The 22,274-nt window shown below is 69.8% G+C and carries 22 protein-coding genes; 14 read left to right on the top strand and 8 right to left on the bottom strand.

Translation table 11 applies throughout. From position 1 onward, the window contains the following. Nucleotides 1-8: 8 nt before the first annotated feature. The 3 genes from CPH93_RS16845 to CPH93_RS16835 all read right to left on the bottom strand — a co-directional run bounded on the left by CPH93_RS16845 (nt 9) and on the right by CPH93_RS16835 (nt 2,685). Entirely contained in the window at nt 9-1,040 is a 1,032-nt protein-coding gene (locus CPH93_RS16845; RefSeq protein ID WP_093484180.1) for an alanine racemase, read from the bottom strand. A 66-nt stretch (nt 1,041-1,106) separates the two neighbouring features. Beyond that, nucleotides 1,107-2,225: a lipid II:glycine glycyltransferase FemX gene (locus CPH93_RS16840; RefSeq protein ID WP_093484181.1), complete on the bottom strand. Its 1,119-nt coding sequence runs from the start codon at nt 2,223-2,225 to the stop codon at nt 1,107-1,109. Between the two features lie 145 nt (nt 2,226-2,370). Beyond that, nucleotides 2,371-2,685 carry a hypothetical protein gene (locus tag CPH93_RS16835; RefSeq protein WP_006604400.1) on the bottom strand — a complete coding sequence of 105 codons (315 nt, stop codon included), beginning with the start codon at nt 2,683-2,685 and terminating at the stop codon, nt 2,371-2,373. Between the two features lie 229 nt (nt 2,686-2,914). Here CPH93_RS16835 and rpsF point away from each other — a divergent pair, with 229 nt between their 5' ends. The 4 genes from rpsF to rplI all read left to right on the top strand — a co-directional run bounded on the left by rpsF (nt 2,915) and on the right by rplI (nt 4,688). Further along, nucleotides 2,915-3,205, top strand: a complete 291-nt coding sequence (rpsF, locus tag CPH93_RS16830) for a 30S ribosomal protein S6 (protein ID WP_006604399.1) — start codon at nt 2,915-2,917, stop codon at nt 3,203-3,205. Between the two features lie 81 nt (nt 3,206-3,286). After that, entirely contained in the window at nt 3,287-3,877 is a 591-nt protein-coding gene (locus CPH93_RS16825) for a single-stranded DNA-binding protein (RefSeq protein ID WP_006604398.1), read from the top strand. A 109-nt stretch (nt 3,878-3,986) separates the two neighbouring features. Beyond that, a complete protein-coding gene (gene rpsR, locus CPH93_RS16820) occupies nt 3,987-4,223 on the top strand; it encodes a 30S ribosomal protein S18 (RefSeq protein ID WP_003978893.1) in 237 nt (78 codons plus the stop codon). A gap of 18 nt (nt 4,224-4,241) precedes the next feature. Further along, a complete protein-coding gene (gene rplI, locus CPH93_RS16815) occupies nt 4,242-4,688 on the top strand; it encodes a 50S ribosomal protein L9 (protein WP_093484183.1) in 447 nt (148 codons plus the stop codon). A 112-nt stretch (nt 4,689-4,800) separates the two neighbouring features. On the opposite strand, the gene CPH93_RS16810 is transcribed toward rplI, so the two are convergent. Continuing rightward, entirely contained in the window at nt 4,801-5,670 is an 870-nt protein-coding gene (locus CPH93_RS16810) for a trypsin-like serine peptidase (protein WP_093484184.1), read from the bottom strand. A 41-nt stretch (nt 5,671-5,711) separates the two neighbouring features. After that, nucleotides 5,712-7,049, bottom strand: coding sequence for an MATE family efflux transporter (locus tag CPH93_RS16805; RefSeq protein WP_096213333.1), 1,338 nt, complete (start codon nt 7,047-7,049; stop codon nt 5,712-5,714). Nucleotides 7,050-7,507: 458 nt separating this feature from the next. On the opposite strand from CPH93_RS16805, the gene dnaB reads away from it, so the two are divergent. From dnaB to CPH93_RS16770, 6 genes are all read left to right on the top strand, one after another. Beyond that, nucleotides 7,508-8,986, top strand: coding sequence for a replicative DNA helicase (gene dnaB / locus CPH93_RS16800; RefSeq protein WP_096213332.1), 1,479 nt, complete (start codon nt 7,508-7,510; stop codon nt 8,984-8,986). Nucleotides 8,987-9,293: 307 nt separating this feature from the next. After that, nucleotides 9,294-10,550: a MerR family transcriptional regulator gene (locus CPH93_RS16790; protein ID WP_096215480.1), complete on the top strand. Its 1,257-nt coding sequence runs from the start codon at nt 9,294-9,296 to the stop codon at nt 10,548-10,550. Nucleotides 10,551-10,566: 16 nt separating this feature from the next. After that, nucleotides 10,567-11,259: a hypothetical protein gene (locus CPH93_RS16785; protein WP_173909830.1), complete on the top strand. Its 693-nt coding sequence runs from the start codon at nt 10,567-10,569 to the stop codon at nt 11,257-11,259. 49 nt (nt 11,260-11,308) lie between these two features. Beyond that, complete coding sequence (locus CPH93_RS16780; RefSeq protein ID WP_231977384.1) at nt 11,309-12,751, top strand: serine hydrolase domain-containing protein; 1,443 nt, start codon at nt 11,309-11,311, stop codon at nt 12,749-12,751. Nucleotides 12,752-12,851: 100 nt separating this feature from the next. Beyond that, nucleotides 12,852-13,988, top strand: coding sequence for a pyridoxal-phosphate-dependent aminotransferase family protein (locus tag CPH93_RS16775; protein WP_443031451.1), 1,137 nt, complete (start codon nt 12,852-12,854; stop codon nt 13,986-13,988). 555 nt (nt 13,989-14,543) lie between these two features. Continuing rightward, nucleotides 14,544-15,290: a TetR/AcrR family transcriptional regulator gene (locus CPH93_RS16770; protein ID WP_096213329.1), complete on the top strand. Its 747-nt coding sequence runs from the start codon at nt 14,544-14,546 to the stop codon at nt 15,288-15,290. A gap of 37 nt (nt 15,291-15,327) precedes the next feature. On the opposite strand, the gene CPH93_RS16765 is transcribed toward CPH93_RS16770, so the two are convergent. Together CPH93_RS16765 and CPH93_RS16760 are read right to left on the bottom strand one after the other, a co-directional pair. Further along, nucleotides 15,328-15,780 (bottom strand): GNAT family N-acetyltransferase, encoded by a 453-nt coding sequence (locus CPH93_RS16765; protein WP_093484190.1) that lies wholly within the window; start codon nt 15,778-15,780, stop codon nt 15,328-15,330. An 87-nt stretch (nt 15,781-15,867) separates the two neighbouring features. Then, entirely contained in the window at nt 15,868-16,380 is a 513-nt protein-coding gene (locus CPH93_RS16760) for a MarR family winged helix-turn-helix transcriptional regulator (RefSeq protein WP_093484191.1), read from the bottom strand. 131 nt (nt 16,381-16,511) lie between these two features. Here CPH93_RS16760 and CPH93_RS16755 point away from each other — a divergent pair, with 131 nt between their 5' ends. Next, entirely contained in the window at nt 16,512-17,735 is a 1,224-nt protein-coding gene (locus CPH93_RS16755) for an MFS transporter (RefSeq protein WP_096213328.1), read from the top strand. Nucleotides 17,736-17,853: 118 nt separating this feature from the next. Then, nucleotides 17,854-18,303: a GlcG/HbpS family heme-binding protein gene (locus CPH93_RS16750; RefSeq protein WP_093484193.1), complete on the top strand. Its 450-nt coding sequence runs from the start codon at nt 17,854-17,856 to the stop codon at nt 18,301-18,303. Between the two features lie 35 nt (nt 18,304-18,338). On the opposite strand, the gene CPH93_RS16745 is transcribed toward CPH93_RS16750, so the two are convergent. Further along, nucleotides 18,339-18,896, bottom strand: coding sequence for a DUF2269 domain-containing protein (locus tag CPH93_RS16745; protein WP_096215478.1), 558 nt, complete (start codon nt 18,894-18,896; stop codon nt 18,339-18,341). 200 nt (nt 18,897-19,096) lie between these two features. Here CPH93_RS16745 and CPH93_RS16740 point away from each other — a divergent pair, with 200 nt between their 5' ends. Together CPH93_RS16740 and CPH93_RS16735 are read left to right on the top strand one after the other, a co-directional pair. Continuing rightward, nucleotides 19,097-19,729, top strand: a complete 633-nt coding sequence (locus tag CPH93_RS16740) for an HAD family hydrolase (RefSeq protein ID WP_096213327.1) — start codon at nt 19,097-19,099, stop codon at nt 19,727-19,729. A 462-nt stretch (nt 19,730-20,191) separates the two neighbouring features. Continuing rightward, complete coding sequence (locus CPH93_RS16735; RefSeq protein WP_096213326.1) at nt 20,192-22,225, top strand: globin domain-containing protein; 2,034 nt, start codon at nt 20,192-20,194, stop codon at nt 22,223-22,225. Nucleotides 22,226-22,274 lie beyond the last annotated feature (49 nt).

Below are 22,274 nucleotides of genomic sequence, written 5' to 3'. Positions count from 1 at the left end.
GGGCCGGCTCAGCGGTCCACGAGGCGGTCGTACTGCGTGGTGGTGTGCCGCAGATGGGCGACCAGCTCCTCGCCGACCTGCGGCTGCGGGGCGTCGCCCGGCACGAACAGGATCGACACCTGCATGTGCGGGGGCTCCGCGAACCAGCGCTGCTTCCCGGCCCACACATAGGGCGCGAGATTGCGGTTGACGGTGGCCAGGCCGGCCCGCGCCACGCCCTTGGCACGCGGCATCACCCCGTGCAGCGCCTTGGGCGATTCCAGGCCGACGCCGTGCGAGGTGCCGCCGGCCACCACGACCAGGTAACCGTCGGAGGCCGCCTTCTGCTGGCGGTAGCCGAAGCGCTCGCCCTTGGCGATCCGGGTGACGTCGAGCACCGAACCGCGGTACTCGGTGGCCTCGTGGTCGCCCAGCCACAGCCGGGTACCGATCCGCGCGCGGAACCGCGTCTGCGGGAACTGCTGCTGGAGACGGGCGAGTTCATCGGCCTTGAGGTGGCTGACGAACATGGTGTGCAGCGGGAGGCGGGCGGCACGGAGCCGGTCCATCCAGCCGATGACCTCCTCGACCGCATCCGACCCGTCGGTGCGGTCCAGCGGCAGGTGGAGCGCGAAGCCCTCGAGCCGGATGTCCTCGATGGCCGTGGCCAGCTTCGGCAGATCCTCCGGCTTGACGCCATGGCGCTTCATGCTGCTCATGACCTCGATGACCACGCGGGCACCGACCAGGCCACCGACGCCCTCGACGGAGGAGACCGAGCGGATCGCCCGGTCGGGCAGCGGCACCGGCTCCTCGCCGTGGCGGAACGGCGTCAGGACGAGCAGGTCGCCACTGAAGAAGTCCTTGATACGGGCCGCCTCGTAGGTGGTCCCGACCGCGAGGATGTCGGCACCGAGGCGGGTTGCCTCGTCGGCGAGGCGCTCATGGCCGAAGCCGTAGCCGTTGCCCTTGCAGACCGGGACGAGCCCGGGGAACTGCTGGAGAACGCTCTGCTGATGCGCCCGCCAGCGCGCGGTGTCGACGTAGAGGGTGAGCGCCATGGCCGGGCCCGGAACCTTTCTCGTGGCTGCGGTGTGTCAGGAGTACGAACGGTGCGGTGAAGCGGATCAGCGGCGTGCCATGTACATATCGAACGCCTTGTGCAGAAGCTTGTTGAGCGGGAAGTCCCACTCGCCGAGGTACTCCGCTGCCTGCCCGCCTGTGCCGACCTTGAACTGGATCAGGCCGAAGAGGTGGTCGTTTTCGTCCAGCGAATCACTGATGCCGCGGAGGTCGTAGACCGAGGCGCCGAGCGCATAGGCGTCCTGCAGCATCCGCCACTGCATCGCGTTCGAGGGGCGGACCTCACGGCCGATGTTGTCCGAGGCGCCGTAGGAGTACCAGACGTGCCCGCCGACGACGAGCATCGTCGCTGCAGAAAGGTTCACGCCGTCGTGGCGCGCGAAGTAGAGCCGCATGCGATTGGGGTCCTCGGAATTGAGGGCCGTCCACATGCGCTGGAAGTAGCTGAGCGGCCGCGGCCGGAACTGGTCACGTACCGCGGTGATCTCGTAGAGGCGCTGCCATTCGGCCAGGTCCTCGTATCCGCCCTGGACGACCTCGACGCCGGCCTTCTCGGCCTTCTTGATGTTGCGGCGCCACAGCTGGTTGAAGCCCTTGTGGACCTCCTCCAGCGAGCGGTCGGCCAGCGGCACCTGGAAGACGTAGCGGGGCTGTACGTCGGCGAAACCGGCGCCGCCGTCCTCACCCTGCTGCCAGCCCATGCGGCGCAGCTTGTCGGCCACCTCGAAGGCGCGCGGCTCGATGTGCGTCGCCTCGACGTCCCGCAGGCGCTTCACATCCGGGTTCTGGATGCCGGCCTTGATCGCCTGGGCGTCCCAGCGGCGGATGATCACCGGCGGGCCCATCTTCACGGTGAAGGCACCCTGCTGCTTGAGATGCTTCAGCATCGGCTGCAGCCAGTCCTCCAGGTTCGGCGAGTGCCAGTTGATGACCGGCCCCTCGGGGAGGTACGCCAGGTAGAGCTTGACCTTGGGGACCTGGCGGTAGAGCACCAGACCCGCGCCGACCATCTCGCCGCTCGCGTCGAACCAGCCCAGGCTCTCCGACCGCCATTCGGCCTTGACGTCCGCCCAGGCCGGAACCTGCATGTGGCTTGCCGCGGGCAGGCTCTGGATATACGCCAGATGCTGCTCTCGGCTGATGGTCCTCAGGGTCAGGCTCATGCGGGGCGCTCCTCGGCAGGTGTGTCCCCATGGTCGGGGCTCCGGCTCTCGCGCCGAAGCCTACTGTGACCGTGGAGCGCCCCGTCTGGGCCGTACGGGCGCGGGTCCCATATGCCGCATCGTCGCGGGGCCCGTCGGGCGGGCCCTAGCCGATGACGCCGCCGAAAAGGCCGCCGTGTGCCACGCCCAGATAGAAGCCGACGGCCGAGGCTCCGAGGCCGATGATCAACAGGAAGCGTTCGCCTGTCGTGGAGGAGATGAACTGGCCCCAGAGGCCGGTACCGATGCCGATCAGACCGACCCAGGAGCTGATGAGGTGCAGGCTGGGAGCGAGCGTGGTGAAGACGGCGATCGCGCCGAGCACGATGGTCGCGAGGGCGAGGGTGTTCTCGACGGGATGGTCCTTGCCGTCGCTGTTGAGCAGCGAGAGCAGATTGCGCTGGGTCCTTGCCTGTGCCATGCGGCACCTCCCATGACAGGGCGGCGCACTGTAACGCCGCTCACACCCGTTGTGTTCCAGATTGAGGGGTGTACCGGCCGGATTTCAACCGGAAGGCCAGAGGCAGGTACTCTGTACGGTCTGCGCCTATGTCTGTCCGGATGACCGGCCGGGCACGGCGCGGAAACGCATTTGACCCTCCTGCCACGGAACGACCGTGGCCGCTGAGTCCAAAGGAGGTGGGTTCCACATGCGTCACTACGAGGTGATGGTCATCCTCGACCCCGATCTCGAGGAGCGCGCTGTCTCCCCGCTGATCGAGAACTTCCTCTCCGTCGTCCGCGAGGGCAACGGAAAGGTCGAGAAGGTCGACACCTGGGGCCGTCGTCGTCTCTCGTACGAGATCAAGAAGAAGCCCGAGGGCATCTACTCGGTCATCGACCTGCAGGCCGAGCCTGCGGTCGTCAAGGAGCTCGACCGTCAGATGAACCTGAACGAGTCGGTCCTCCGGACCAAGGTTCTCCGTCCCGAGACCCACTGAGCGCGACAGCGCCAGCGGTAACCGGGTCCGAGTAGCAGCAACACCAGCAGCCAGCAGCACACCCGCCGAGAGGTTCCCCTAATGGCAGGCGAGACCGTCATCACGGTTGTCGGCAATCTTGTCGACGACCCCGAGCTGCGCTTCACCCCGTCCGGTGCGGCGGTCGCGAAGTTCCGCGTCGCGTCCACTCCCCGCACCTTCGACCGTCAGACCAATGAGTGGAAGGACGGCGAGAGCCTGTTCCTGACCTGCTCGGTGTGGCGTCAGGCGGCGGAGAACGTCGCCGAGTCCCTTACGCGGGGTACCCGCGTGGTCGTCCAGGGCCGCCTCAAGCAGCGGTCGTACGAGGACCGCGAGGGCGTGAAGCGCACGGTCTACGAGCTCGACGTCGAGGAAGTGGGCGCGAGCCTGAAGAACGCCACGGCCAAGATCACCAAGACCAGCGGTCGCGGTGGCCAGGGCGGCGGCTTCGGCGGCGGTCAGCAGGGCGGTGGCCAGGGTGGCGGCGGTTGGGGCGGCGGCCCCGGCGGCGGCCAGCAGGGCGGCGGCGGTGCTCCCGCCGACGACCCGTGGGCGACCAATGGCCCGGCCGGCGGCGGTCAGCAGGGTGGCGGCGGCGGTGGCTGGGGCGGTAGCTCCGGCGGTGGCTACTCGGACGAGCCGCCCTTCTAGGTCCATGAGCCGGTCCGGCTCCGCGCTGTTTCACGTGAAACAGCGCCGCGGGACGGCCTGGGGCCTGAGGGCGTCAGCACAAACTTCTTGAACTCATTGGAGAGAGACAATGGCGAAGCCGCCTGCTCGCAAGCCTAAGAAGAAGGTTTGCGTGTTCTGCAAGGAGAAGATCTCCTACGTCGACTACAAGGACACGAACCTGCTGCGGAAGTTCATTTCCGACCGCGGCAAGATCCGTGCCCGCCGGGTCACCGGCAACTGCACTCAGCACCAGCGTGACGTCGCCACGGCCGTGAAGAACAGCCGTGAGATGGCGCTGCTGCCCTACACGTCCACCGCGCGATAAGGGAAGGGTGACCGAATCATGAAGATCATCCTCACCCACGAGGTCTCCGGCCTCGGCACCGCCGGCGACGTCGTTGACGTCAAGGACGGGTACGCCCGCAACTACCTGGTTCCGCGTGGTTTCGCGATCCGCTGGACCAAGGGTGGCGAGAAGGACGTCGAGCAGATCCGTCGCGGTCGCAAGATCCGCGAGATCGCCACGATCGAGCAGGCCAACGAGGTCAAGGGCCAGCTCGAGGGCGTCAACGTGAAGCTGGCCGTGCGTGCCGGCGACGCGGGTCGCCTGTTCGGCTCCGTCACCCCGGCCGACGTCGCCTCGGCGATCAAGGCTGCCGGTGGTCCGGACGTCGACAAGCGTCGTGTCGAGCTCGGTTCGCCGATCAAGACCCTGGGCGCGCACCAGATCTCCGTGCGTCTGCACGCCGAGGTCGTCGCGAAGCTCGGCGTCGAGGTCGTCGCCGCGTAATCGCAGTACCGCGCCGAAGGGCCGCATCCCGTCACTGGGGTGCGGCCCTTCGCCGTGTCCGGGGCCGCTCCCCGGCTCGGCCTCTCGGGCGGCCGGCCGCGACGGCCCGTTCTCAGTCCTCGTCCTGCGCGTGCTTGTAGAGCTTGGCGATGTCGTCGTCGAAGTACGCGGCGTAGGAGACATCGTCTTCGTCACCGCCGCCTTCGTGGCCGCCCAGGACACCGATGACCGTGCCGGTGTGGCTCTTGGGGTCGTAGTCGGCCAGCCAGGGGCTGCCGCTCGTACCGCCCTCGAAGTCGGTGCACTGGATACGCAATTGGGTGTCGCTGAACTTCGTGGTGCGGTTCTGGCAGGAGATCGGCGTGTTGCGGCTGGTGGGGTAGCCGGTGATCTTGACGTCGTTGTCGAAACCACGGTCTATGCCGAGGGTGTTGCCGCCCAGGACGTCCTGGATCTGCTTGCCGCTCTTCTTGTCGAGCACGAGGAAGGCGACGTCGAGATCCTCGTCCTGCGACTTTGCCCAGCGCTTGTCGACGATCACCTTCTTGACCTTCCACAGGCCCGTGGGTTCGTCACCGTCGCGGTAGTCGGGGGCGAAGACCAGGTCGTCGACCGTGCTGCCGGCGTCCATGTCGTAGGCACAGTGCGCCGCGGTGATGAGCATGTTCCGGCCCGGGCTCTGCACCACGCTCGCGGTGCAGAAGTGGTCGCCGGAGTCGTCCTTCTCGAAGACTGCGCCGACCCGCGCGTTCTGCTCGGTTCTGCGCGGGGTGTACGCATTGCCGTCATCGGCCGGGGCCGTCGCCTTGGGATCCTGGTCCTGCGGGTCCTGGCTGGACTCGCCGGACTTGCCGAATCCGCTGCGGCCGAGACTACTGCCGCTGCTGATGTCGGTTTGCTCCGTGGCGTAGCCCACCACGGCAGCAGCCAGCATGACGACAGACGTCAAGGGCAGCACGGACTTCCTGGCAAGCGAGCGCACAGGGTCATTATTGACATGCGCTGCGTGTGACGGGAGGTGGTTCAGCGGGAGGCCCCGGTCACAATCCACCGACCGGAGCGGGTGCGCAGCCACAGCGTCAGCAGTCGCACGGCCATCATCAGCGCCATTGCCCCCCACAGCGCGACCAGTCCGCCGCCGAGGGCCGGCACGGCGAGCGCGGCCGGCGCGAACAGCGCCAGTGTCACCACCATGGCCCAGGCGAGATACGGGCCGTCCCCCGCGCCCATCAGCACCCCGTCGAGGATGAAGACGATGCCGGAGACCGGCTGGGTCACGGCCACGACCAGGAGCGTGGCCAGCAGCGGCCCTTCCACGGCGGGGTCGGAGGTGAACAGCGGGATGAACAGCGGGCGGGCGAGCGCTACCAGCACGCCGAGGACCAGGCCCGCGGCGATGCCCCACTGGACCATCCGGCGGCAGGCGGCCTTGGCGCCGTCGCGGTCCCCCGCGCCGAGGTAGCGGCCTATGATGGCCTGCCCGGCGATGGCGATCGCGTCCAGCGCGAAGGCCAGCAGGGACCACAGCGTGAGCACGATCTGGTGGGCGGCGACCTCGGCGTCGCCGAGCCGGGCCGCGACGGCGGTGGCGATCATCAGCACGGCGCGCAGCGAGAGCGTACGCACCAGCAGCGGGACCCCGGCCTGGGCCGAGGCGCGGATCCCCGCGGCATCGGGGCGCAGCGAGGCGCCGTGTCGTCGCGCGCCGCGGACGACCACGGTGAGGTAGACCGCGGCCATGCCGCACTGGGCGATGACCGTGCCCCAGGCGGAGCCGGCGATACCGAGGTCGGCGCCGTAGACCAGGCCGATGTTGAGCGCGGCGTTCACCGAGAAGCCGCCGATGGCGACGTAGAGCGGGGTCCTGGTGTCCTGGAGGCCGCGGAGCACTCCGGTGGCGGCCAGCACGACGAGCATCGCGGGGATGCCCAGCGCGCTGATGCGCAGGTAGGTCGTGGCGTACGGGGCGGCGGTGCCGGAGGCGCCGAAGGCTTCGACGAGCCACGGGGCGGTGGGCAGCACGGTTGCGATGACGGCGGCGCCGAGCAGCAGCGCGAGCCAGATGCCGTCCATGCCCTGGCGGATGGCGGCGGGGAGGTCGCCGGCGCCGACCCTGCGGGCGACCGCCGCGGTGGTGGCGTAGGCGAGGAAGACGAAGACGGAGACGGCGGTGGTCAGCAGGGCGGCGGCGATACCGAGGCCGGCGAGCTGGGGAGTGCCGAGGTGGCCGATGACGGCGCTGTCGGCCATGACGAAGAGCGGTTCCGCGACCAGTGAGCCGAAGGCAGGCAGGGCAAGGGCGATGATCTCGCGGTCATGGCGGCGGTCGGAGCGCCGCGGTATCGCGGGAGCCTGTGTCATCCGCCCAATCTAATCTTCCACAGGTAAGAGATGCAAACCCTTTGCAGTCCTTACTTTCCGCTGTGTGCAGGTGTCATCCGTGTGCCGTTTGTCGCGATCTTGAACACCTGGGGAAAGTTTTTCTCCCCCACAGCCTATGGATGAGAAAGGCGCAGGTCAGAAGGGTGAGGGTGAGGTGATTGTGTGCTTGTCCACAGAAGTTTCCCCCGTGCCGTGCACAGGATCCGGGGACTTCTCCACAGCTGTAGGCCAGTCATCCACATGGCCTGTGGATAACCAGATTGGCGGACGGTGCCTACGGGCCTACCGTGGTCCGGCACCCGCCGCCTGTTCCGGCTTGAGACCACGTCCGAACTCGACGCGCCGTAACCGGAGTCGGGCGTCTCGATTGTCAGAGCTGTGCCGTAAGAAAGAACCGCACAGCAAGGTCCGCGCCGCGGACGGGAGGAGGTGCCGGGGTGAGCATTCCCGAGCCCATGGAAGACCCTTGGGCGGACTCCGGTCCCAGCGACCTGCTGCCGGCCGCCCGCTCCCGGCGGGGCGAGGGCAAGGGCCGCGGCCGCGGCGACCGGCAGGAGCGTGACGACGACGGCGGCGGCTCCTGGTCCGGCGGCTTCGAGCGGGTGCCTCCGCAGGATCTGGACGCCGAGCAGTCCGTGCTCGGCGGCATGCTGCTGTCGAAGGACGCCATCGCGGATGTCGTCGAGGTCCTCAAGGGCGAGGACTTCTACCGTCCCGCCCATGAGCTGGTCTACCAGGCGATCCTCGATCTGTACGCCAAGGGCGAGCCGGCCGACCCGATCACCATCGCCGCGGAGCTGACCAAGCGCGGCGAGATCGCGCGGGTTGGCGGCGCTTCGTATCTGCACACCCTCGTCCAGTCCGTACCGACCGCCGCGAACGCCGAGTACTACGCCGAGATCGTCCATGAGCGTGCGGTGCTGCGCCGGCTGGTCGAGGCCGGCACCCGCATCACGCAGATGGGATACGCCGCGGACGGCGATGTCGACGAGATCGTCAACAGCGCCCAGGCGGAGATCTACGCCGTCACCGAGCAGCGGACCAGCGAGGACTACCTTCCGCTCGGCGACATCATGGAGGGCGCGCTCGACGAGATCGAGGCGATCGGTTCACGCCAGGGCCAGATGACGGGCGTGCCGACGGGCTTCACCGATCTGGACTCCCTCACCAACGGCCTGCACCCCGGCCAGATGATCGTGATCGCGGCCCGTCCCGCCATGGGTAAGTCGACCCTGGCGCTGGACTTCGCGCGGGCCTGCTCGATCAAGAGCAATCTGCCGAGCGTGATTTTCTCGCTGGAAATGGGGCGCAACGAGATCGCGATGCGTCTGCTGTCCGCCGAGGCGCGGGTCGCGCTGCACCACATGCGCTCCGGCAGCATGACCGACGAGGACTGGACGAGGCTGGCGCGCCGGATGCCGGATGTCTCCGCCGCGCCGTTGTACATCGACGATTCGCCGAACCTCTCGATGATGGAGATCCGTGCGAAGTGCCGTCGGCTCAAGCAGCGCAACGAGCTGAAGCTCGTGGTCATCGACTATCTGCAGCTGATGCAGTCCGGTGGCTCGAAGCGCGCCGAGAGCCGCCAGCAGGAGGTCTCGGACATGTCCCGAAACCTCAAGCTGCTGGCGAAGGAGCTGGAGCTCCCGGTCATCGCGCTCTCCCAGCTGAACCGCGGTCCCGAGCAGCGCACGGACAAGAAGCCGATGGTCTCCGACCTGCGTGAATCCGGTTCGATCGAGCAGGACGCCGACATGGTCATCCTGCTGCACCGCGAAGACGCCTACGAGAAGGAATCCCCGCGCGCCGGCGAGGCCGACCTGATCGTGGCCAAGCACCGTAATGGCCCCACCGCCACGATCACGGTGGCGTTCCAGGGCCACTACTCGCGGTTCGTCGACATGGCGCAGACCTGAGCTGTCCGGACCGGCGGCATCGCGGGCCTCATGCCGTCATTCGTGGCGCAGAGCCTTCGCGGTGCCGAACGCGCCCGGCACCGGCTGCAAACCACGGACTGGCCCTCGATCTCGTCGCCCGTCACGCGGGCTTGGGTACCGGCACCTCCCTGCGCCAGCATCTGCACAGCGCGGTAGGCGTGATACCGCAGGCGTACCGGCGCACGTGCCGGAACACCGCCGTGCTGACGGCCTGAGGGTTACCGCACGGGCGTCGCCGTCCATGGGCCTTGACCTTCAGGTGGGTGGAAGCTCCACCATCGCGTGCATGGACGACACCGAAGACCTGCTGACCATCGGTGCCTTCGCGCGGTGCGTGGGGCTCGCGCCGAGTGCCCTGCGTTTTTACGACGACTGCGGGGTGCTGCGGCCGGCGCGGGTGGATGCCGTGACGGGGTACCGCCGCTACGGGGCAGGGCAGGCCGCGCGGGCGGTGCAACTGCGACAACTGCGGGCGGCTGGGCTCCCGCTGGTGGACGTCGCGGTCGTGCTGGACGGCCCGGCGGATGCGGCACGTGACGTACTGCGGGCTCACCTGGAGCGGACGCGGCGGACGGCGGATGAGGCGCGGGCGGTTGTCGAGGGGTTTCTGCGGGAGGCGACCGGAGACACACAGCCCCGGGCGAGCCGGGCGCGGGTGGGCGGCGCCGAATTCGCCAGTGCGGTACGCCAGGTGGCGCCCGCGGCTGCGACCGGGCGGACCCGGGAGGACTTCCCAGTACTGGGCTGTGTGCTGCTCGAACTCCTTCACGGGGAGGTGCGGTTCGTGGCGACGGACCGCTACCGGCTGGCGCTGCGGGTCCTGCGCCCGATGGCCTTCGAGGGCGTCCCGCGGCGGGTACTGATCAGCGCGGAGATGGCGTGGAGCCTGGCGGAATGGGCCGTACGCCAGGAGACAGTCGAGGTGGAGTGCACGGGGGGAACGGCGGGCGTCCGGCTGCGGAGCGGGGTGGACTCCCGCGGGATTCCGGAAGACACCGGGGACCGGCCGAGCGGTGAAGGGGGCGCCGAGGGGTTCCCGGACTACCGGCTGATGCTGGAGGACCGGGAGACCGGATGCCACCGCGTGATCGTTGACCGGGCGGGCCTGCGGGACGCGGTGACCGGGCGAGCCGGGGCGGTGTCGTTGTCGGTCGGCGCGGTGCGCGGGGACGGGGCTGAGGCGGGCGGCCCGGTGGATCCGGGGACCGTACGGGACACGGGCAGGCCCGCGGATCGGCAGGTGCTGGAGGTGGCGGGCGGGGACCGGGGCCCCGTTCGGCTGCGGGCGGTGCACATGGGGCCGGGGGTGGGGATCGCCTTCGATCCGGCCGTCCTGGTCCCTGCGCTGGAGGCTGGCGTGGGACCGGACGTCCTGCTGGAGATCGCCTCGGCGGACCGGCCCGTCGTGGTCCGCTCCGCCGACCAGGGAAGTTTCACCACCCTGGTGATGCCGGTGCGCGAGCGCGCCGCCGCGGAGCGCCCCGCTGACGGTCGTAGCGACGGCTGCGGTGCCGGGCGGGGAGGACAGATCGCTGATGACTGACGGGGGGAGTGGGCCGGTGGATCCGGAATCGCAGGTGGTGCGGCTGTGCGTGGCGGGGATGCAGGCCGAAACGGAGGGGCGGAACACCAGGGCGCACGAGCTCTTCCAACACGCCTGGGACCTCGCCGCCGACGACTACGAGGCATGCATCGCCGCGCACTATCTCGCCCGGCACCAGAACTCGCCCGAAGCGACGCTCCGTTGGAATCAGGAGTGCCTGGACCGCGCCGACCTGGTGGGGGACGAGCGGGTGGCCGGGTTCTATGCGTCGCTGTACGTCAACATGGCGCAGGCCTGCCGGCTGCTCGGCCGGCCGGCGGCGGCACATGCGTACTTCGTGCGGGCCGCCGGGCGGGTCGCCGAGGCTCCCAGGGGGCAGTACGGCGACTGGAACCGGCTCGCGATCGTGGAGGGCCTGCGGGACACGGCCTCCGCGGTGCCCGGACCGGCCCCCGGTGGGGACTCCTCGCGGCTGCTCCTGGACGAGGCGGTCGACGGACGGCTGCGGGAGTTGCTGTCGCGGTGGTGTGAGCGGTGCGACCTCCTGGCGCTGGCGCTGGTGCTCCCGGCCTGTCTCGGCCATCTCGGCACGGACGAGGACCGGGCACGCCTGCGTACCGCGCTGCACATGGTGCATGCGGCGCGCCGGCTGCCGGAGGACGAGCAGGCGGAGCTGGGCGCGGTGATCGGGTCGGCAGCGCTGCGGTGATACGGCGAGGATGGGCCCGGCCGAGTCGGATCCGCTGTGGAGGAGCGCCATGACCATCGCACAGTCCAGGCAGTCCCCTGAGCCCGGGACGAACGGGCCGGGGGCGGTTGCTGCGCCTGACGAGTTCGCGGAGCTGTTGCCGCAGACACGTCGGGCGTTGCTGCGCCGGCTCGCGGTGGGGCAGTCGGAGGGCCGGGCGCCCTCGATGATGGGTGCGGTCGTCCGCGACGGGCGGGCGGTGTGGACGGGGGCCCGCGGTGCGGTGGACGGGGAGGCACCACACGGCGCGGTGCAGTACCGGATCGGTTCTCTCACCAAGACCTTCGTCGCCGTGCTGGTGCTGAGGCTGCGGGACGAGGGGCTGCTGCGGCTGGAGGACCCGCTCGGCAGGCATCTGGACGGGACGCCGGTGCCGAACGCGACGATTGCGCAGCTGCTCGCGCACGGTTCGGGGCTGACGGCCGAGGCGCGGGGACCGTGGTGGGAGCGGACCGACGGTGGGCTGCGGCCCACACCGGCCGACCTCTTCGGCGAGCGGCCGCAGCGACTGCCGGCCGGCCGCCGGCACCATTACTCCAACCCTGGCTATGCGCTGCTCGGGATGCTGGTCGAACGGCTGCGGGGCGACACCCCCTGGTACGAGGTACTGCGCAGCGAGGTACTGGAACCGCTCGGCATGAGCCGTACGACGCTGCGTCCGCAGCCGCCGTCTGCCGGCGGCTGGGCGGTACATCCGTGGGCCGATGCGCTGCTGCCGGAGCCTGCCGAGGACACCGGACTGATGGGCCCGGCAGGGCAGTTGTGGTCGACGCTTGCGGACCTGTGCCGATGGGCGGCGTTCCTGCTGCGGGGCGACGGCCGGGTGCTGTGCGCGGCGAGTCTGGCCGCGATGCGGATGCCGGCCGTGCCACCGGAGGGGAGCGCCTGGGATGCGGCGTACGGACTGGGCGTTCAGCTCGTACGGCGGGACGGGCGGCTGCTGGCCGGGCACCTCGGCTCGATGCCCGGCTATTTGGCGGCGCTGTGGACCGACGTCGACGAGGACGTTGCCGGAGTCGTGCTCACCAACTGCACCTCGGGCCCGGTGGTCTCCGCCATCGCCGCCGACCTCACTGCCATCGTGACCGAGCACGAGCCGCGGATTCCCGAGCCCTGGCGCCCGCTGCCCGGGCCGCTGGACCGGGAGCTGCTGGCGCTGACCGGGCCCTGGTACTGGGGCGCGAACCCACACGTCCTGCGGCTGCGGGACGAGCGCGAGCTGGAGCTCGCGCCACTGTCCGGGGTGGGGAGATCCTCGCGATTCCGGCCGGAGGCGGACGGCACATGGACGGGGCTGGACGGCTACTACGCGGGCGAGACGCTGCGGGTGGTGCGGGACGAGGACGGTTCGGTCAGTCATCTGGATCTCGGCACCTTCGTGTTCACCCGCGGGCCGTACGAGCCGTCAGAGCCGGTGCCCGGTGGGGTGGATCCGGAGGGCTGGCGGGTGTGAGGCCCGTACCCGAGGGTGCAGGGGCCGGCCGTACAGTCGAACCAGATGTCAGGAGCCGCGCCGCGTCGGCTCGCCACCGCTGGAAGGCCCTGTGACTGCCGTGTCTGACCCGACCGCGAACCCCTCCGCCCCGGTCCTGCTCGATCTGCCGCCGCTCACCGCGGCCCACTTCGCGCGGATCGAGGACAAGGTCGCCGCTCTGCTGCACACCCGCTGCGATGTCGTGGCGATGCAGGGCGAGGCGCTGCTGCCGCTGGAGGCCTGTATCCGCTCGGCCGTCCGCCCCGGCAGCACCGCGCTCAACATCATCACCGGGCCGTACGGCGAGACCTTCGGCGGCTGGCTGCGCTCCTGCGGCGCCGACGTCGACACCCTCACTGCGCCGTTCACGGGTGCGGCCGACCCGCAGCAGGTGGCTGATGCTCTGCGGCAGCACCCCGAGATCGACTTTGTGAGCCTGGTGCACGCCGAGGCGGCCACCGGCAACACCAACCCCGTCGCCGAGATCGGCGCGGTGGTGCGGGAGCACGGCGCGCTGCTGATGCTGGACGCGGTCGCCTCGGTGGGCGCCGAGCCGCTGCTCACCGACGAGTGGGGCGTGGATCTCTGCGTGATCGGTGGGCAGAAGGCGTTGGCCGGGCCCGCCGGGGTCTCGGCGGTATCGGTCAGCGCCCGGGCGTGGGAGCGGATCGCCGCCAACGAGCAGGCCCCGCGGCGCTCGTACCTCTCGCTGCTGGATTGGAAGGAGCGCTGGATCGACGGCGGACGCACCGCACTGCCGCACGCTCCGGCCCAGTTGGAGATGCTGGCGCTGGAGCAGGCCGCGGACCGTGTCGAAGCCGAGGGCCTGGCCGCGGTCATCACGCGGCACCGAGCGGCGTCCGCGGCGACCAGGGCCGGTATCCAGGCCCTGGGAGGGCTCGCTCCGTACGTCGTACACGACGAGGACGCGGCGCCGGCCGCCACGACGCTCCGTGCGCCCGAGGGAGTGGATGCCCGGGAGGTGGTGGCAGCAGCGCTCGCGGCGGATGCCACGGTGCCGGTGCAGGCCGCGGCGGGTGCACTGGCCAAGGAGATGATCCGGGTGAACCACTATGGCCGCGCCGCCGACCGGGCCGTGGTCACGGCCTCGCTGATGGCGCTGGCAGATGGGCTGCGCGCGCTGGACGTGCCGGTGGATGCCGAGGCGGCGGCCCTGGCCGCGGGCGCGGCGTGGGACACAGTGGTCGCCGGCTGAGGCTGGTCGCCGCCCGGATGGCGGGCGAGTTGTCGACGTGGGGTCGTGTTTCACGTGAAACACGACCCCACATCCATGTCTGGGTGCGGTGTCGTTTCACGTGAAACGGCGGTACGACCCGGTGAGGCTGGCGGCGCATGTCCCCGCTCCGAGATGTCTGATCGATGAGCCAGTTTTCCTCCCAAGTTACGTGTGTAGCACGGGAGTTGGCGTGATGGGAGAGGTGAGGTGGCGTACGTCCGTGGAGCCGGCCATATCGAGGGAAGCGCGGCCGCGTCCCGTCCGGAGTAGTCCGGTGGCGCGCCCGGGGCACCGGAGGCAGGCTGGACGCTGAAGACGCCGTGTGCGCTGTCGATCTCGGACTTTGACGCGGCGGTCCGCTGGCCGTCGGCGCACGACCGCGCCGCCAGGCTGGTCCGCCCGGCCGATCCCCCAACGCGGCGGCCAGGTCATTAACGATCTTGCTGGAACCCTCCTCTAGAATCGGAATGAGCGACCCGTTTGTATGGGTGGATCTCTCGACCCGGAGGTCGACGGTTCTCAGGAGGCCGAGCGATGTCGGACGGCGGCGTCCCGCCCTCGCGTGCGGATGCGCGGCGCAACCGGGCACTGGTGCTCCAGGCGGCCCGATTCGCCTTCGAGGAACAGGGGTTGGGGGTTCCGCTCGGGGAGATCGCACGCCGTGCGGGGGTCGGCGCGGGCACCGTCTACCGGCATTTTTCTTCCAAGGAAGCCCTGTTCAGGGCGACCATCGTGGACCGGATCGAACTCTTCACCGACACCGCACGGGACTTGGCCGATGTCGCCGACCCCGGACCGGTCTTCTTTCGCTTTCTGGCGTCGGTCGTACGGCTCGCCTCACGGAACAAGGCGTTGTGCGACGCGCTGGAGGCGGCCGGCACGGGCCGCTTCGAACCGTCGCCCGGGGTCGGAAAGGACTTCGATGATGCGCTGGAAGTCTTGCTCGGCAGGGCCCAAGAGGCTGGCGCCGTACGGCAGGACATCGGGATAGCGGACATCCGGGCGCTGCTGGTGGGCTGTCTTTCGATGGAGCGGGCCCGGGCGGGTGCCGACACGGATGACGGGGTGCGGGGCCGGATGACGGAGCTGATGTGCGAGGCGCTGCGGCCGGAGCGAGCCGTTACGAAACTGGCGGCAGATCCTACGAAACGTAACGGATCGCGGTGTGAGGTGTGCGGAGCGGCGCTTGCGACGGTGCGCGCGGGTCGGCCGGCGCGCTACTGCGGTGGTGCCTGCCGGCAGAAGGCCCACCGGGCGCGGGAGCGTACCCGACAGCGGTGATCAGGCCCGGCCGGGAGCCGGCCGGCGCCGTGCCGGCTCAGAGCGTGAGCTTGAAGCCCAGGTGGGAGGCCTCGAACCCGAGGCGCTCATAGAAGCGGTGCGCATCGATCCGGGTCGCGTCCGAGGTGAGCTGCACCATCTGGCAGCCGAGCATGCGGGATTCCGCGACCGCCCACTCGATCAGCTCGGTACCGAGGCCGCTGCCGCGCTCGTCGCGGTGGATCCGCACGCCCTCGATGATCGAGCGGGTGGCGCCGCGCCGGGACAGGCCGGGAATGACCGTGAGCTGGAGCGTGCCGATCGTCCGCCCCTCGCGGACCGCCACCACCAGGTGCTGCTGCGGGTCGGCGGCCAGCGTTTCGAAAGCGGCACGGTACGGAGCCAGGTCGTCCGGCGCCTCGCGGGCGGCGCCCAGCGGGTCGTCGGCGAGCATCGCGACGATGGCGGGGAGGTCGGCTTCGGTAGCGCGGCGTATCTCGATATCGCTCATGGGCGCGACCCTATGCCGAGGCGCCTCAGGGGCGGCGGGTAGTCGGCGCCACCGGCCGATCTGCCGCCGGGCCCCGGCCCGTGGGCCTTACTCGGACGGAGCGAGCGTTTCGACGGCGGTGACGAGCGGTGCCAGCTCCGGGCGCTGTGCGGCGTCCTGGAGGGCCTCGCGCAGGGCCCCGTCATGGGTGGGCCGGGCCTCCACGAGGAGTGCGAGGCCGTCGGGCGTGACATTGGTATAGATGCCGCGCCGGTCGTCGGGGCACAGGAAGCGCGAGAGCAGGCCACGCTCCTCGAGCCGGGTCACCAGGCGGGTGGTGGCGCTCTGGCTCAGGACGACGGACTCCGCGACCTGGTGCATCCGCAAATGGCCGCCCGGCCCGTCGTGCTGCTCACTGAGCACGTTGAGGACCGAGAACTCTCGGACGCTGAGGTCGTGTTGGGCCTGCAGCGCGCGCTCGATATGTGTCTCTATACGGCCGTGCAGCGCGGAGAGCGCGCACCAGCTCTGTGCCAGGGCGGGAGTGGCCGCCGGCGGGCAGGCGGGCGCGGCGGCTGCCATCTCCTGCGTCTCCTGCTTCTCGCGCGTCTGCTGCGGCATCGAAGACCTCCTCATGGGTCGTACGAGCCAGGATAGGGCACCCGCAATATCCCGCGCTTGCAATTAATCGGCGTCTGCAATTATTGTGGACGCTCGTAAAGGACGGACGCAACCATTCGAAGGGATCCGTCATGCCTCTCGCACTCCTGGCTTTGGCCATCGGTGCCTTTGGGATCGGGACGACCGAGTTCGCGGTCATGGGCCTGCTGCCCGACATGGCGGTCGGCTTCGGTATCTCCATCCCGCTCGCCGGATACGCGACCACGCTCTACGCCCTCGGCGTGGTCGTCGGGGCGCCGCTGATGACGGCTCTCGGCACGCGCTTCACCCGCAAGCAGATGCTGATGCTGCTGATGGGCCTGTTCATCGCGGGCAATCTGCTCACCGCCGTCGCGCCCACCTTCGGGATCCTGCTCGCCGGGCGGATCGTCGCCGCCTTCACGCACGGTGCGTTCTTCGGCATCGGTGCGCTCGTGGCGGCCGACCTCGTCGCGCCCCAGAAGCGCGCCACCGCCATCTCGCTGATGTTCAGCGGCCTGACCGTCGCCAACGTCGTGGGTGTACCGGTCGGCACGCTGCTCAGCCAGCACTTCGACTGGCGCACCACGTTCTACGCCATCACCACGATCGGCGTGATCGGGCTGCTGGGCATCGTCAAGCTGATCCCGGCGCAGCGGGCGAAGGCGGCCTCCCCCATAGGTAGCGAGCTCGCCGTGTTCCGCAACCCTCAGGTCGGCCTGGCGATGCTGATGACGATCCTGGGCTTCGGCGGTGTCTTCGCGGCCGTCACCTACCTCGCCTCGATGATGACCGAGGTCACCGGCTTTGCACCGTCCTCCGTGATCTGGCTGACGGCCGTCTTCGGCCTCGGCATGGTCGGCGGAAACCTGGTCTCCGGTCGCTTCACCGACCGCGCCATGATGCCGATGCTGTTTGTGTCGATGACCGGTCTGGCGCTCTCGCTGGCCGCGTTCACCTTCACCGCGCACAGCAAGATCGCCGCAATCGTCACCATCGCGCTGATCGGCACCTTCGGCTTCGCCACCGTGCCCCCGCTGCAGAAGCGGGTGATGGACCAGGCGGCATCGGCCCCCACCCTCGCCTCGGCCGGCAATATCGCGGCCTTCAACTTCGGCAATGCTTTGGCCGCCTGGCTCGGCGGGCTCGTCATCTCAGCCGGCCTCGGCTACACCGCGCCCAACTGGGTCGGTGCGCTGATGACCGCTGCGGCGCTCGGGGTGGCGATATTCGCCACCGCCCTGGAGCGGCGCCAGAAGGGCCGCGGTCAGGCGGTGGTGGCCGTCGGCGGACGGGCCACGGTCGCGCACGATCCCGTGTCCGCGACGGACAACTGACTTTGCCGTCCGTACTGCACCCGCCGGTCAACAGCCTGACCGGCCGTGCCTGATCGGCACTGACGAGCACCAACTGCACCACCACTACATCCCATACATCCCACAAGGAACTCCCCTCATGAGCACCTCCACCCCCGCGTCCGCTGCCACTCCCACCGTCCGTCCCCTCACCACCCGCGAAGCCGATGGCCTCCTCGAAGCCGCCGCCCGAGCCGCCGAGGGCCTCGGGGTGCGCGGCAGCGTCACCGTCCTGGACGCGGGCGGTCATCTGCTCGGCTTCCGGCGCGACGACGCAGCCGTGCTGATCTCCGGGGAGACCAGCACCCGCAAGGCGTACACCGCACTGCAGTTGGACACGCCGACCGCTGACCTCGTCGACCTCGTACGGCCCGAAGGGCTCTTCCACACGCTGCCGACGGCGCTGGACCGGCCGCTGCTCTTCCTCGCCGGCGGTGTGCCGCTCCACCGTGACGGCCGGCTGATCGGCGCGCTCGGCTTCGGCGGCGGCTCCCCTGAGCAGGACCACCGCATCGCCGTCGAGGCGATAGCGGAGAGCGGCCTCGCCTGAGGACAGCCACCTCATCTGCTGGTGGACACCCGCTGTTAGCGGACGCCCACGCGCTCGGTACCGCTCTTTCGCGCCTGGCGGGCGCGGGCCCCGGCCGACTGTGCTGCGCGCAGTCGGTTGCCGCGCTTGGTCGGACCCCAGGGCTTGAGGACGGAGATCGCGGTGAGGAAGAAGTAGGTGGCCGTGGCGACCGCCGGCGCGATGACGAGCTGGATGCCGGCTGCCGGGGTCCCCGCCGCGGCAGCGGCGGCGAGGTGGTTGATGCCGGGCCGGAGTGCGAAGACCGACAGCAGCAGGGTGAGGAGCGTCAGCCAGAACTTGATGACGACCCAGCGGTGCCTGGCCAGCCCCCACGGCGTGCCCAGCGACAGCACCAGCCCGCTGACCAGCGACATCAACGCGATGGGGAGGACCAGCCAGTCACCGAACACCTTCATCGCCCGGTAGGCGACCGTCGCCATATCGGGCGAGCCGGTGCTGTAGCCGGTGAGACCGAGCGCGAGCAGCCCCAGGGTGAGGCCGAGCCAGCTGACGGACACAGCGACATGAAGAACGAGAACGGCCCGGCGGGCCGGGCGGCTGAGCTGCTGCATACCGTCCACGGTGGTCTTCCGCTCCCCGCGGTACATCTGCCGGCGGGAGTATCCACGTCTACGCGGGCTTGAGTACGTCCGGCGTACGGTGCCGGCGGCCACCTGTTCCTGGACCGTACGCGCCGGTCGTAGCAGCCGGTCGTAGCCATCCCCGGTTCCCTCCGCGCCTTCCGCCGGGCAGCGCCCTTAGGCTCCGGGGCATGAGCAAGCTGCATCTGTTCGACATGGACGGGACCCTGCTCTACGGGTCCGCGGCCGCCGTCGAGATCTCCCGCCGGCTCGGGCTGGAGCGGGAGATCGCCGAGCTGGAGCGGGGATTTGCCGCGGGTGAGCTGACGCCCGTGCAGTTCGCACAGCGGGCATGTGAACTGTGGGCCGCCGAGCTCACCGAACTTCAGCTGGCCGCGGCCTTCGAGGGCGCACCCTGGCTGACCGGAATCCAGGAGGTCTGGGCGGACATCCGGGCGCGCGGCGAACGGTGCGCGGTGATCTCCCTGTCGCCGGCCTTCTTCGTCGAACGGCTGCTGGCCTGGGGCGCCGACACGACGCACGGCTCACGCTGGCCCGCGGTGCCCATCCGACAGGCGGTGGACCCGGCCGGCATCCTCTCGTCGGCGGCGAAGGTGCAGATCGCGGATGAACTCTGTGTGCAGTACGGGTTGACCCGGGCCGACTGTGTCGCATACGGCGACTCCATGTCGGACACCGAACTGTTCGCGGCAGTTCCGCAGTCCGTTGCCGTGAATGCGGATCACCATGTCAGTGACCTGGCCTCATATGCGTACGTGGGACGTGATCTGCGTGAGGCATACGAACTGGTCCGTACGAACTGATCCGTACCGGCCGGTAATTCTGACTTCGCCGACGGCATGACCCGATGTATCCGCTGAAAATGCGCTCTGTGGGAAGGATCACCGATATCGCAGGGCCGCGCGGTGTGCTTCAAGATCAGGTCTTGTGGTTTCAACCGCTGCCGGTATGGTCGACTCCGGCTTGGCGGAGTCAAGGCTTCCGCGAGTGCACGAAGGCCGGGCAAAGCTCGTCAGCCTAGCGGCGAAGTAGCCCTCGATACCCAGACTTCCGGCAATTTGTCCGGTGGGTGAGCAGGGGTGGCATGCTGCTGACGCGGCATCTGCTCCGCATTGTCGCGAGGACGTGAGATTTGTCCGCTTTGGAGGATGTTGCCGGAATCGCTTGAGTCGATTAACAATTCCGGGGCAGGGCGGGGGAATTCCGGGCAGTTCCGATCATGGAAGTGCGAAGACAACCGAAAGACGTTCGAGGCGAGGCAGACCATGGACGCTCCGACCACCACGTCGGCCGATAACGGCTCTTCCGGCGGGAACAGTGGCGATTGGGGTTGGTTCACTCCGTCGGCGAAGAAGTCCTCCGGAGAACCGCAGGAGCGGGAAAACAGCCAGGACCGGCAACAGGGCCAGGACGGCCGGGCCGAAACCGACGAGCGGAGTGCACCCCACGACCGCGGCGAGTACAGAGATCGCCATGAGTGGCAGGAAAGAGCGGAGCCGAACGACCGGGAGCACATACCCAGTCGTCCGGTCAATCCGATCCGGCCGGTAGGCACCGCGGCCGAGCGCGAGCGCGACACGGAGCCGCCGCAGGCCGCGCAGCCGCGGCCCGCCGAGGCGGCCCGGCAGCACGCCACCCCCTCCTCCACCGAGCGCCCCGCAGCAACTGCCCATCCGGGACAGCCCGCCGCGGCCCCTGGGTACGCCGCCTCCGCCTACCCGGCGCCGCGCCACGAGGCCGAGCCCACGCCCACCGCGGCGCCCGATCCGTTCCAGGGCAGCTGGCCGGTCTGGGAGCGGGTGTCCGCCCCGGAACCGGAGCCCGAGCCCGTACACGAATCGGCCCGCGCCACGCAGGCGCAGGCGCCCGCGAAAAGCGCCCCCACCGGAGCCGCGCCCGTCCAGCAACCGGCTGTCCGGACCCCGGCCTCCCAGGAACCGCCTGTCCGGACCCCGGCCACCCAGGCACCCCGCGTCCAGGAACCGACTGGCCGCACACCTGCCGCCCAAGCACCGCCCGCCCAGGCACCGGCCAGCCAGAACGAAGCCCCCGCTGCTGCTGCCTTCGCCCCCAAGGCGCGTCCCGCCGCTCCCGCCGCTCCCGCCCCCGAGACCTCCCTCGACGCACTGCGGGCCTCGGCCTCCCCGGCCACACCCGCCTCTCCCGACGCGGTACTCATCCGTCGCACCATGGCGGAGATCGAGCCGGTGGCCGACAAGGTCACCTCGTACTTCTATGCGCTGCTCTTCGTCCAGTACCCCGATCTGCGGGCGCTGTTCCCCGCCTCGATGGACACCCAGCGCGACCGGCTCTTCAAGGCGTTGCTCACCGCCGCCCAGCATGTCGACAACGGCGAGGTGCTCACTGCCTATCTTTCGAACCTCGGCCGCGGTCACCGCAAATACGGCACCCTGCCCGACCACTACCCGGCGGTCGGCGAATGCCTGCTCGCCTCGCTCGGGCGCTATGCGACGTCCAGCTGGGGGCCGGAGACCGAGGCCGCGTGGGTGCGCGCCTACACCGCGATCTCACAGATCATGATCGATGCGGCGGCCGCGAACGAGGCCGTGGCCCCCGCGTGGTGGCAGGCCGAGGTCGTCTCGCACGAGCTGCGCACCCCCGACATCGCGGTGGTGACGGTCCGCCCGGACCAGCCCTACCCGTTCCTCGCGGGCCAGTACACCAGCGTGGAAACCCCCTGGTGGCCGCGGGTCTGGCGGCACTACTCCTTTGCCTCCGCGCCGCGCTCCGACGGCCTGCTCTCGTTCCACGTGAAGGCGGTGCCGGCCGGCTGGGTCTCCAACGCCATGGTCCACCGCGCCCGTCCCGGCGACGTCATCCGGCTCGGTGCACCCGGCGGCTCGATGACCGTCGACCACACCACGCGCAGCGGTCTGCTGTGCGTCGGCGGCGGCACCGGCATCGCGCCCCTGAAGGCCTTGGTCGAGGATGTCGCGGAACACGGCATCCGCCGCCCCGTGGAGGTGTTCTACGGCGCCCGCAGCGACCATGACCTCTACGACCTCGACACCATGCTGAATCTGGAACAGGCCCATCCCTGGCTCTCCGTGAGACCGGTCGTCGCCACCGGACCCCCGGCCCGTGGCGGGACGAGCAGCGAAACCGGACAACTTCCGGATGCAGTACGGCAATACGGGCCGTACCGGGAATACGACGCATATCTTTCCGGGCCGCCGGGGTTGATCCGCAGTGGTGTGGACGCTTTGGTGGGGGTCGGCGTCCCGGCCGACCGCATACGGCACGACTCCGTGGAAGAGCTGGTCGCAGCAGGAGACTGAAGCCTTGGCAGCGCAGCGCGAATCTGGTCCAACAGGGGAGAGGTGGGGC

This window comes from Streptomyces sp. 2323.1 (assembly GCF_900221035.1).
Lineage (GTDB): Bacteria > Actinomycetota > Actinomycetes > Streptomycetales > Streptomycetaceae > Streptomyces > Streptomyces sioyaensis.
The sequence above is the reverse complement of the archived record's forward strand: the minus strand, read 5'-3'. Positions and strand labels throughout refer to the sequence as shown.

Excerpts from the sequence above, each read along its gene's own strand:
- CPH93_RS16780 (WP_231977384.1), top strand. The coding sequence starts at position 11,309 with ATGACCATCGCACAGTCCAGGCAGTCCCCTGAGCCCGGGACGAACGGG.
- CPH93_RS16770 (WP_096213329.1), top strand. The coding sequence starts at position 14,544 with ATGTCGGACGGCGGCGTCCCGCCCTCGCGTGCGGATGCGCGGCGCAAC.
- CPH93_RS16740 (WP_096213327.1), top strand. The coding sequence starts at position 19,097 with ATGAGCAAGCTGCATCTGTTCGACATGGACGGGACCCTGCTCTACGGG.
- CPH93_RS16755 (WP_096213328.1), top strand. The coding sequence starts at position 16,512 with ATGCCTCTCGCACTCCTGGCTTTGGCCATCGGTGCCTTTGGGATCGGG.
- CPH93_RS16835 (WP_006604400.1), bottom strand. The coding sequence starts at position 2,685 with ATGGCACAGGCAAGGACCCAGCGCAATCTGCTCTCGCTGCTCAACAGC.
- CPH93_RS16790 (WP_096215480.1), top strand. The coding sequence starts at position 9,294 with ATGGACGACACCGAAGACCTGCTGACCATCGGTGCCTTCGCGCGGTGC.
- CPH93_RS16845 (WP_093484180.1), bottom strand. The coding sequence starts at position 1,040 with ATGGCGCTCACCCTCTACGTCGACACCGCGCGCTGGCGGGCGCATCAG.
- CPH93_RS16825 (WP_006604398.1), top strand. The coding sequence starts at position 3,287 with ATGGCAGGCGAGACCGTCATCACGGTTGTCGGCAATCTTGTCGACGAC.
- rplI (WP_093484183.1), top strand. The coding sequence starts at position 4,242 with ATGAAGATCATCCTCACCCACGAGGTCTCCGGCCTCGGCACCGCCGGC.
- CPH93_RS16805 (WP_096213333.1), bottom strand. The coding sequence starts at position 7,049 with ATGACACAGGCTCCCGCGATACCGCGGCGCTCCGACCGCCGCCATGAC.
- rpsF (WP_006604399.1), top strand. The coding sequence starts at position 2,915 with ATGCGTCACTACGAGGTGATGGTCATCCTCGACCCCGATCTCGAGGAG.
- CPH93_RS16735 (WP_096213326.1), top strand. The coding sequence starts at position 20,192 with ATGGACGCTCCGACCACCACGTCGGCCGATAACGGCTCTTCCGGCGGG.
- CPH93_RS16765 (WP_093484190.1), bottom strand. The coding sequence starts at position 15,780 with ATGAGCGATATCGAGATACGCCGCGCTACCGAAGCCGACCTCCCCGCC.
- CPH93_RS16760 (WP_093484191.1), bottom strand. The coding sequence starts at position 16,380 with ATGCCGCAGCAGACGCGCGAGAAGCAGGAGACGCAGGAGATGGCAGCC.
- CPH93_RS16745 (WP_096215478.1), bottom strand. The coding sequence starts at position 18,896 with ATGCAGCAGCTCAGCCGCCCGGCCCGCCGGGCCGTTCTCGTTCTTCAT.
- CPH93_RS16750 (WP_093484193.1), top strand. The coding sequence starts at position 17,854 with ATGAGCACCTCCACCCCCGCGTCCGCTGCCACTCCCACCGTCCGTCCC.
- rpsR (WP_003978893.1), top strand. The coding sequence starts at position 3,987 with ATGGCGAAGCCGCCTGCTCGCAAGCCTAAGAAGAAGGTTTGCGTGTTC.
- CPH93_RS16840 (WP_093484181.1), bottom strand. The coding sequence starts at position 2,225 with ATGAGCCTGACCCTGAGGACCATCAGCCGAGAGCAGCATCTGGCGTAT.